The following is a 9,990-nucleotide window of genomic DNA, read 5'->3' on the forward strand; positions in this document are numbered from 1 at the left end:
ACGATAGAGGCAAGTAGCTCCAAGCCAACGAAGCGGTTTAGCGTAGTTGGCTTGGACTACAGCCGATAGCGTGACCCGAACGCCCGTGCAGGTAGTTTTGGACTTAATAAAAAGCTAGTTGGGCGGAGGGGGCCCGCATAAAAAGCATCTAAAAAAATGTCGTTTCCTTCCTGTTGACTTTTTAAATATACCCTAGCTATATTTCAGAATTAAATCAGGCACAAATACTCCAAACCAAGGATGCAAGGAGTCATGGTTTCAGAAAACAAACTTGAATCCAGTCAGGATAAATGAATAGCAAAATTTTGGTTAAGATGCATTGAGTGCTTGAAGAAGGCCTTATAAAGCTCAGGAAATTCTTATAGAATTATCCACCTGCCGCGATCGAGGTGAAGAACTTCCAAACTGAACTCATTGCAAGACACCGGATACACCTTCTTACCCAAATATTCCATCATTTCCTTAAAATCGCCAGGAGGAATATCTCTATTTGCAAGGGTAATATGAGGGTGAAAGACTTCGTGAAAGCGTACATTTGGAAACAAGGATGGAAATTGATTAACAAGAGCTTTGGCAGCAGTATCATACGCATTAATTCCTGAATCAGCTACTATATCCAAATAAATGGTACGAGTATCAAAAGAACCAAGTCCTGAAAAATCAATACTCAAATTAACAGGGGGTTCAAAATTATCTTTAACCACCGAAATCATTTCCTCAACCAATTCCGGTTGTAAGCGAAATGGAGGAATGATAGTAATGTGTGGAGGTGATTTGAGTGCTTGACGACATCCAAATCTACCACCATTTTGATGTTTAATGTTATTTATTTGAACTTTCACATCACCCTGAGGGATTAATGCTACAAAATACAAAGGCAGGCGAGGTTCGAACTCGGTAGAATTTTCCATTAAATGACAATTAAGACAAAACAAAAAAGCCCCATTTCATTGGGTGAAACAGGGCAGAACTATGTTAAACTGAAAATTATTTGCCTAAAGCAACAACGTGCTTAGTCAATTTAGATTTCAAGTTAGAAGCTTTATTTTTGTGGATGATGTTGCGTTTTGCCAATTTATCCAACATGGATTTAACTTTTGGCAAGGCAGCAACAGCTTCCTCTTTATTGGTCAATGAACGCAATGCTTTAACTGCATTACGGGTTGTTTTTGCTTGATAACGATTGCGCAGACGACGAGTCTCACTTGAACGAATCCTTTTTATCGATGATGCGTGATTTGCCATTTCTTCTTAAAAATTGGGGTGCAAAGATATGATTTTTTCTGATTTAGAAATTATTTTTTAATACCAATTGAATCATTTATTGAAGTTGGAGTTTTAGATCCTCCTTTTTCGGAAGCATTTGCTTTACAACAGGCCTTTGGTTCTTCTACTGCTCCACCATTTTTGCAACAAGCTTTACCTTCTTTACATTTAGATGGATCACAATCCGCTTTACCTTGAGGACAAGCTTCCATTTTTCCTTTGCAAGCACCGGAACATGAAGCTTTATCACCTTCACATGCTGCGCTACATGATTCTTTAGTGCCCTTACATTCTCCTGTACAGGCAGTTCCTCCACCGTGGCAGCTTTCCATTTTACCGTGGCAGCTTTCCATTTTGCCATGACAACTTTCCATTTTACCATGGCAAGCTTCTGTTTCACCGCTGCATTTACCTCCATTGATCTTATCGGCATGCAAGGTGGCGATTGTAGGAGCGATAACCAAAGCCACAATAGACATCAATTTAATCAGGATATTCATAGATGGACCACTGGTATCTTTAAAAGGATCACCAACGGTATCTCCAGTTACTGAAGCTTTATGTGGTTCAGATTTTTTGTAGAAAATCTCACCATTGATCTCAACTCCTTTTTCAAATGATTTTTTAGCATTATCCCAAGCACCTCCTGCATTGTTTTGGAACATACCTATCAAAACTCCACTTACGGTTGCACCAGCCAAGAAACCACCAAGAACTTCCGGTCCAAAAGCAAATCCCATGATAAGTGGCATAACGATGGCAATACCACCGGGAATCATCATCTCACGAATAGAAGCTTGGGTTGAAATAGCAACACATTTGTCATATTCAGGTTTTCCTGTACCTTCCATAATTCCTGGAATTTCGCGGAACTGACGACGAACCTCTTCTACCATACTCATGGCAGCACGTCCAACCGCTGCTATTGCAAACGATGAGAACAAGAAAGGAATCATACCACCAACAAACAAACCGGCCAATACATCTGCTTTATAAATATCAATTCCATCAATTCCTGCAATACCTACAAAGGCGGCAAACAATGCCAAGGCAGTCAATGCAGCAGAAGCAATTGCAAAACCTTTACCAGTAGCTGCAGTTGTATTTCCTACGGCATCCAATACATCGGTTTTCTCACGCACTTCCTTAGGCAATTCACTCATTTCTGCGATACCTCCGGCATTATCGGCAATCGGACCAAATGCATCAATTGCCAATTGCATAGCCGTAGTAGCCATCATACCGGCAGCAGCGATAGCAACTCCATATAATCCGGCACATAAATAGGAGCCAAAAATACCTCCGGCCAAAACAATAATTGGCAATGCGGTAGATTCCATCCCAACCGATAAACCTCCAATAATATTGGTTGCAGCACCTGTAGCACTTTGACGAATAATGCTGTTAACCGGACGTTTACCCATTGCTGTGTAATATTCGGTTATAATACTCATTAGGGTACCCACCACCAAACCAACTATGATGGCAGCAAATACTCCATTGGATGTAAATTCAAAACCACGCAGTACCATGGTTTCCGGTAAAATAAATTTAACCAAAAAGTAAGAAGCAACTGCGGTTAATGCAATAGAACCCCAGTTACCTAAATTTAAGGCAGTTTGAACTTTATCCGTAGTGGCAGTACCTTCATCATTTACTCGAACAAAAAGGGTTCCAATCATTGAAAAGATTATACCTGTTCCGGCAATCAGCATAGGTAATAATATCGGCGCCAAACCACCAAAATTGTCATTTGAAATAGTTTCACGACCTAATACCATGGTTGCAAGAACAGTAGCAACATAACTACCAAATAAATCCGCTCCCATTCCGGCAACGTCTCCAACGTTATCTCCAACATTATCTGCAATGGTTGCAGGGTTACGAGGATCATCCTCCGGGATTCCTGCCTCTACTTTTCCCACCAAATCAGCTCCTACGTCAGCGGCTTTGGTATAAATTCCTCCTCCAACACGGGCAAATAAAGCGATGGATTCTGCTCCTAAACTAAAACCGGTTAATACCTCAATGGCTCTTGCCATTTCTTCGCTATCTGCAGTAGCTCCTGGAGCAAAAATAGACACCAAAAGAATAAATAAACCGCCTAATCCAAGTACTGCTAATCCGGCAACACCCATACCCATAACACTACCTCCAGTAAAAGAAACTTGTAAAGCTTTAGATAAAGAAGTACGAGCGGCATTGGCTGTACGAACATTTGCTTTTGTCGCAATGTTCATTCCAATGTATCCGGCAGTAGCGCTAAATACTGCACCTATAACAAATGCAATAGCAATAAACCAATGAGATCTTTCATCAGAATATCCCATTACAGCCAACAAGATGGCGGCAATGGCAACAAAATATCCCAAAACCTTCCACTCAGCACGCAAAAAAGCCATTGCTCCTTCAGCAATGTAAGTGCTAATCTCCTTCATTCGGTCATTGCCAGGATCTTGTTTTGAAACCCAAGCTGATTTTATAAAGGTATAGGCTAAAGCTATCAATCCAAAGACCGGTACCGCGTAAAACAAATTATTCATTTCGTAATTAATTGATTTTTAGGTGTAAAATAAAAAGTAAGCGTTTTTTATTAGGGGGCGCAAAATTAATAACGGAATTGAGATATGCAAGTATCACCCAATAATATCTCTTTACCTTGTTGTAAAACAATGATTTGAAGGAGGCAGATGAGATTTCTCTAACCTAATTTTAAAAAATCCTTAACCAAGGTTTCAGCCTGCTCCAAGGCATGCTCCAACTGATCGTTTAAAATAACCTTGTCAAACTTATTAAAGTAGGCCATTTCATGCTCGGCTTTATTAATTCTCTTTTGCAAACTCTCTTCCGATTCAGTGGATCGCTCTCTCAGCCGCTTTTCTAAGGCATCTACCGTTGGAGGCATAACGAAAATGCCCAAAGCATCTTCACCAAAGTACTTCTTAATATTTAAACCACCGGTTACATCCACATCAAAAATTGGATGATTTCCACGTTTAACGATACGTTCAATTTCAGATTTCAAGGTCCCATAAAAATTACCTTCATAAACTTCCTCCCACTCCAAAAACTCATTGTTGGCAACCCGTTTCTTAAATTCATCTATTCCTAAAAAATAATAGTCTTTTCCATCTACCTCATTGAAACGAGCAGCACGGCTGGCTGCTGAAATGGAAAACTCGAACCTAAATTCGGGTTTTGATAGCAAGTGTTTTACGATGGTAGTTTTACCTGCACCTGATGGTGCCGAAAATATTACTGCTTTTGCTTTCACCCCGCAAAAGTAATCCGACATGCTTACTATCAATCATTATCCTTTAAAATGTTTAAACAAACTTTCTTTTCTCTGAATACATTTGCCCAATGCGAATCTATCCAATTTTCTTGCTGCTATTTGCCTTAATTGGTCTCCATATTCAAGCTCAAAAGGTAGTTCATACCTTGTTCCTGATTGGCGATGCCGGTAAAGATATCAAACCCGGTCCTACCCTGCAAATGCTTGAAACGGAATTAAACTTGGTTGAAAATGGAACAGTGGTTTTCATGGGTGACAATATTTATCCAATGGGAATGGTAGATGAATTGGCTAAACTTAGAATGCTTTCCCAGCTTAGATGTGTAAAAAATTTCAAAGGAAATGTGGTAGTAGTGCCAGGTAACCACGACTGGAAAGAAGGATTATGGGATGGGCAACAAGTTTTAAAAGCCGAACAAGAATTTGTAGAAAAATACCTGAAAGACAGTTCTTTAAATGCAAATAAGGATCAACATACTTTTCTTCCACTCAATGGCTTCCCCGGACCTGAATCCATGCTAATTGGACCAAAACTGAGAATGGTATTTATTGATACCCAATGGTGGTTGCAAAGTCAATTTTTTCATTCTACTCCTAAATTCCCAGGAATGAATCGAAAACAAACCTCCCAAGCCTTTTTTCAGCGCCTTGATAGCCTCTTAAAAGCATCCAAAGCAAATGGAGAGCAAATAATTGTTTCTGCCCACCATCCACTCTTTAGTATGGGGCACCATGGCCGTCCTAAACAACCACTGCGATTTTTAGTTAATTGGACTCCCTTCCAAATTTTTGGACTTTTAGGTTTAAATCGAATGCTAGTTCAAGATATTCCACAACCCCGGTACAAACGTCTTAAAAAGAAATTCCTAGCACTTTTTGATTCCTACGAGAACTTGATTTACACCTCCGGTCATGACCACAATTTACAGTACTTTAAACACGGTCCAAACCATTACCTGGTGAGCGGTGCAGGAAGCAAACTAAACAAAATTGAACACCATAGCACAGAAGCTAAATTCCTAAATGGAATGGAAAATGGTTTTATGAAGTTGGAATTTCTCGACAATGGCCATGTGGTATTGAAAGTATGGGGAGTGAAGTCTGGTTGGAACCTATACCAAACTACCTTGTTTTAATCATGAAATCAAATTGGCTTGGAAATATTCCTTTTGAGCACAGGCACTTTGTAAAGCCAAAATCAGAACTTGAAGTAGCTTCTATCGTTGCCAAGGCTTACCAACTTGGAGAAAAAGTTAGGGTGGTAGGTGCAGGACATTCCTGGACTCCTGCCTGCGTTTCCAAGGATTATTTGCTTAACCTTGATGAACTATCCGGTGTGTATTCAATTGATTCGGATAAGCTGGTGGCAAGAGTTGGAGCAGGATCAAGACTAAAACACCTTAACCACGAATTTTGGAACCGGGGCTTTGCCCTTACCAATTTAGGTTCCATTGCAGAACAAAGCATTGCAGGAGCCACCTCCACTGCTACCCATGGCTCAGGTATTCGGTTTGGCAACCTTTCCTCAGCCATTGTTTCTGTAAAATTGGTGGATGGGAAAGGACAAGTGAAATTTTTCTCCAAAGATAAAAACCCAGAAATTTTCGCTGCTTTTCCGGTGGCTTTTGGGTGTTTGGGTATTTTAACCGAAATTGAATTAAAAATTAGCCCTCGTTATTACCTTCAAGAACATAGAAGACCCATGGATTTTGATTCTGCATTGAAACAACTTCCGCAATTAATGGAACAATGCGACCATTTAAAACTATGGTGGTTCCCTTTCAATAAAACACTTCAAACCTATTCTATTACCCGCCATAATCAACCGGTTCCTTCACCAAAATCATTTAACCTTCTTCGGGAGGATTCATCCTTTGCACAAGGAGTATTTAATTTGCTTTTAAAAATTGGCAATAATCGCAGCCTGGTGCCAAGCATTAATCGTTTTATTACTTCCGTACAATTCAAAAACGAAACCAATGTGGGAAGAAATTTCGATGTATTTAATATGGTTATGCCTCCCAAGCATCACGAAAGCGAATATGCTATCCCGGTGGAGTTTACCTTACCTGCCCTAAACGAATTAAGAGAGCTTATACATAGCAAAAAACATCCGGTAAATTTTATTACCGAAGTTAGGTTTGTTAAAGCCGATGATAATTGGTTGAGTCCGGCTTATGGCAAAGATGTATGCTATATTGGCGGTTATATGTCCGGAGACCAAGGATGGCCCGAATTTTTGTCCGATTATGAGGATCTTATGTTAAAGTACCAAGGCCGACCGCATTGGGGAAAAGAATTTACCCCCGAGAAACAGAATTTCCCTCTCTCCTACCCTCGCTGGCAGGATTTTTTGGCCATTAAACGAGAGTTAGACCCTACGAATACCTTTTCGAATTCCTGGACGGATAGATTATTTTCTTAGTTTCTTTTTTTATTTGGCCTGCCCATTAGCAAAAAAAAATCACATTTTCCCCAGGTAAGCAAGATGCACGGCACTGCCCGACCTAAACCAAAGCCGGCATAAAAGCTCCTAATATTCAGCCAACATAGTATTTTAATTTTAGGCATACCTATCACTAACACCTTAAAATACAGCGAATTAAATCTCTGACTTAAGTTTTCATTTGCCAGTCCTGATAATGGAATAGTTTAAACCAACTACGGTTTATCAACTCTTGCTTTTCAAGTAAATTCCAGCATGAACCTGATAAAATACTGAACTAATGATGGCAACAACTTGAAAATAAAACACCCATTGAAAATTTCAAATGAGCCACAAAGAAAACCTTAACCGATGCAATGAAATGCCAAATCAAAATGCACAGGGAATGGAAGCTTCAACTACATTTGCGAAAATAGCTACCCAACGTGAATTTAGAAAACACCTATTTTACTGAAGAGCATCGTTTATTCCGGTCTTCGTTACGCACATTTTTAGAAAAAGAGGTTCTTCCCCAAGTAAATCAATGGGAAGAAAATGGTGAAGTCCCAAGGGAAATATACAAAAAAATGGGCGAAATGGGATATTTTGGAATCGGATATCCAACCGAATACGGGGGAAGTGGATTAGATTTTTTCTTCGATGTAATAGTATTGGAAGAATTGGCCAAAGTGAATTCCGGAGGATTTGGTGCGGCCATAGGTGCACATATCTTACTTACCCTTCCTCACCTATTTAAAGTAGGCAGTAATTACTTAAAGGAAAAGTACTTGAAACCAGCCATCCAAGGTCAATTAATTGGAGCCTTGGGCATAACCGAACCGCATGCAGGAAGTGATGTGGCCGGAATATTAACCTCAGCAACCGAAACGCCGGGTGGTTACCTGATTAATGGTTCCAAAATGTTCATAACTAATGGTGTTAATTGCGACTACTATATTTTAGCTGCAAAAACCAATATTCACGCTGGAGCTGCCGGTATAAGTTTATTTGTTGTTGATGCTCCTGCAACAGGAATTTCAAGAACTAAGCTAAACAAACTTGGTTGGAGGGCTTCCGATACCGGTGAAATTGGTTTTGACCAGGTTTTTGTGCCGGAACAAAATCTCTTAGGAAGTTTAAATCAAGGCTTTTTGTATATCATGCAACGATTTGAATTGGAGCGATTAAGTTTAGCCATTTCAAGCAATGCTTTATGCGAAGATGCCTTGGAAAAATCCTTACAATATTTGAATGAACGACAAGCATTTGGCAGAAAACTAAATCGATTTCAAGAACTGAGACATCGCATAGCACAACTTAGCTCTGAATTGGAAATGAGCAAGGTATTTACTTACCAGGTTTGCACCATGTACAACCAGGGTCAATATGCTGTAAAACAAGCAGCTATGGCCAAATTACTTGCTACCGAACTAGCTGATAAATGTACCTACCAATGCTTGCAATTTTTTGGAGGTTATGGCTATATGGAAGAATATCCTTTGGCGCGAATGTGGCGTGACGCCCGTTTAGGTACCATTGGGGGCGGTTCTTCCGAAATAATGCGAGACATAATTGCTAAGATGGTAATTGAAAAGCTAGAATATAAAGTATAAGGTAAATTATAATACCCTATATCATTAAGTTGCTATTGGTTCTTTAGCCGAATGTTCTTTAGGCGACTGTATAAAAACTGGCTGATACCGAACAGTAGTAGCTAATTGAAACCAATCCTTCATAATACATGAATTTAATATATGGGTAAGGTTTTTTTCAAAACTTGGACCATTATTCCAACGCAATAATACTAGGAGATTCGTATGGTCAATCAACATAATTTCCAGCCGAGAGAATCCTTCCATAACTGAAAAAAAAGAACTTATACCGAATGTACATTATGTTTAGTCCAATTTTAGGTATTAATTTTTATTGAGAAAATTGGCCTAACATTCTGTATACTCGGCATTTATACCGAATGGACAAAATGTATAGTCCAATTTTATGCTTAAATTTTCTTGAAAAAATCGGACTAACATTTTGTATCCTCGGCATGTATACCGAATGGACAAAATGTATAGTCCAATTTTATGCTTAAATTTTCTTGAAAAAATCGGACTAACATTTTGTATCCTCGGCATGTATACCGAATGGACAAAATGTATAGTCCAATTTTATACTTAAATTTTCTTGAAAAAATCGGACTAACACCGATTGCAAATCTGTAATAGACCAAATAGGCTAAGCCATAATTGGTCTAAACAGCTTTTGCATCGGCATTTACCTCTGTAATTTTCGAAATAGTTTGGGACTATTTCTCAAATAACATTGGTATAACATTTTGTATCCTCGGTACTTACCAATCTAAATTTATAAAAGCCTTCGGACTATTTATAAATTAAAATTGGTATTACCTTGTTAGCTTTTTCAAGGAATGGACCTACATCAGATGGCCGAATTGTCAGGTTAAACAATTCGGCCACTTCTGTCTGATTTACACAATCCATTAGGAAGCTTTAGAGGCAATTGGGGCTTTGGAATAACGTCCCCAGGAAACAAATAATGCCAAGGCTACAAAGGCAAAATTTGCGCCTATATTGGCAGTTTCGCCCCTATTAAAGTGAAACAAAGCAGCAAAAATCATAACCAAGGCAAGACCTAGTCCTGCAAGAGGAGTTAATACCGGTTTAATTCGTAAGGCTGAAGGCAGAATTAATCCTAAGGCTCCCAAAACTTCACTTAGTCCAATAAATCGAACCAATACTTCAGGTGTTTCGGTGACCCAAGGCAGCATTTTGGCCAATTCGGGGATGGATTGAAACAATTTGTTTGCTCCGGCCATTAAGAAAATGGCAGCTAATAAACCTTGGGTTATCCATAATCCTGTCAGCTCCCCCAAAACTAGTACACATTAAAAGTAGACAAAAAAGTTTAATTTTAACAAGTGTAAAAAATGAAAAAGAGCAAATTCACATCAACGCAAATTGCGAACATTCTCAAAGAGTTTGAT

8 protein-coding genes and 1 pseudogene are annotated in these 9,990 nt (G+C 39.1%); 3 read left to right on the top strand and 6 right to left on the bottom strand.

The window, feature by feature from the left end; translation table 11 throughout:
* Positions 1–359 precede the first annotated feature (359 nt).
* The 4 genes and pseudogenes from K1X82_13515 to gmk form a co-directional block, all read right to left on the bottom strand.
* Entirely contained in the window at positions 360–911 is a 552-nt protein-coding gene (locus K1X82_13515; GenBank protein MBX7183124.1) for a 2'-5' RNA ligase family protein, read from the bottom strand.
* 76 nt (positions 912–987) lie between these two features.
* On the bottom strand, positions 988–1,245 hold the full coding sequence (gene rpsT / locus K1X82_13520) for a 30S ribosomal protein S20 (GenBank protein MBX7183125.1): 258 nt from the start codon (positions 1,243–1,245) through the stop codon (positions 988–990).
* A 452-nt stretch (positions 1,246–1,697) separates the two neighbouring features.
* Positions 1,698–3,809 (bottom strand): annotated as a pseudogene (locus K1X82_13525) (sodium-translocating pyrophosphatase).
* A 158-nt stretch (positions 3,810–3,967) separates the two neighbouring features.
* A complete protein-coding gene (gene gmk, locus K1X82_13530; protein MBX7183126.1) occupies positions 3,968–4,561 on the bottom strand; it encodes a guanylate kinase in 594 nt (197 codons plus the stop codon).
* Between the two features lie 68 nt (positions 4,562–4,629).
* Between gmk and K1X82_13535 the strand changes: the two genes are divergently transcribed.
* From K1X82_13535 to K1X82_13545, 3 genes are all read left to right on the top strand, one after another.
* Positions 4,630–5,697, top strand: coding sequence for a metallophosphoesterase (locus K1X82_13535; GenBank protein MBX7183127.1), 1,068 nt, complete (start codon positions 4,630–4,632; stop codon positions 5,695–5,697).
* Between the two features lie 2 nt (positions 5,698–5,699).
* Positions 5,700–6,986, top strand: coding sequence for an FAD-binding protein (locus tag K1X82_13540; GenBank protein MBX7183128.1), 1,287 nt, complete (start codon positions 5,700–5,702; stop codon positions 6,984–6,986).
* A gap of 446 nt (positions 6,987–7,432) precedes the next feature.
* Complete coding sequence (locus K1X82_13545; GenBank protein ID MBX7183129.1) at positions 7,433–8,599, top strand: acyl-CoA dehydrogenase family protein; 1,167 nt, start codon at positions 7,433–7,435, stop codon at positions 8,597–8,599.
* Positions 8,600–8,623: 24 nt separating this feature from the next.
* On the opposite strand, the gene K1X82_13550 is transcribed toward K1X82_13545, so the two are convergent.
* Entirely contained in the window at positions 8,624–8,845 is a 222-nt protein-coding gene (locus K1X82_13550) for a hypothetical protein (GenBank protein ID MBX7183130.1), read from the bottom strand.
* A 641-nt stretch (positions 8,846–9,486) separates the two neighbouring features.
* Positions 9,487–9,822, bottom strand: coding sequence for a DoxX family protein (locus K1X82_13555; protein ID MBX7183131.1), 336 nt, complete (start codon positions 9,820–9,822; stop codon positions 9,487–9,489).
* Positions 9,823–9,990 lie beyond the last annotated feature (168 nt).

Source organism: Bacteroidia bacterium (genome assembly GCA_019695265.1).
GTDB lineage: Bacteria > Bacteroidota > Bacteroidia > JAIBAJ01 > JAIBAJ01 > JAIBAJ01.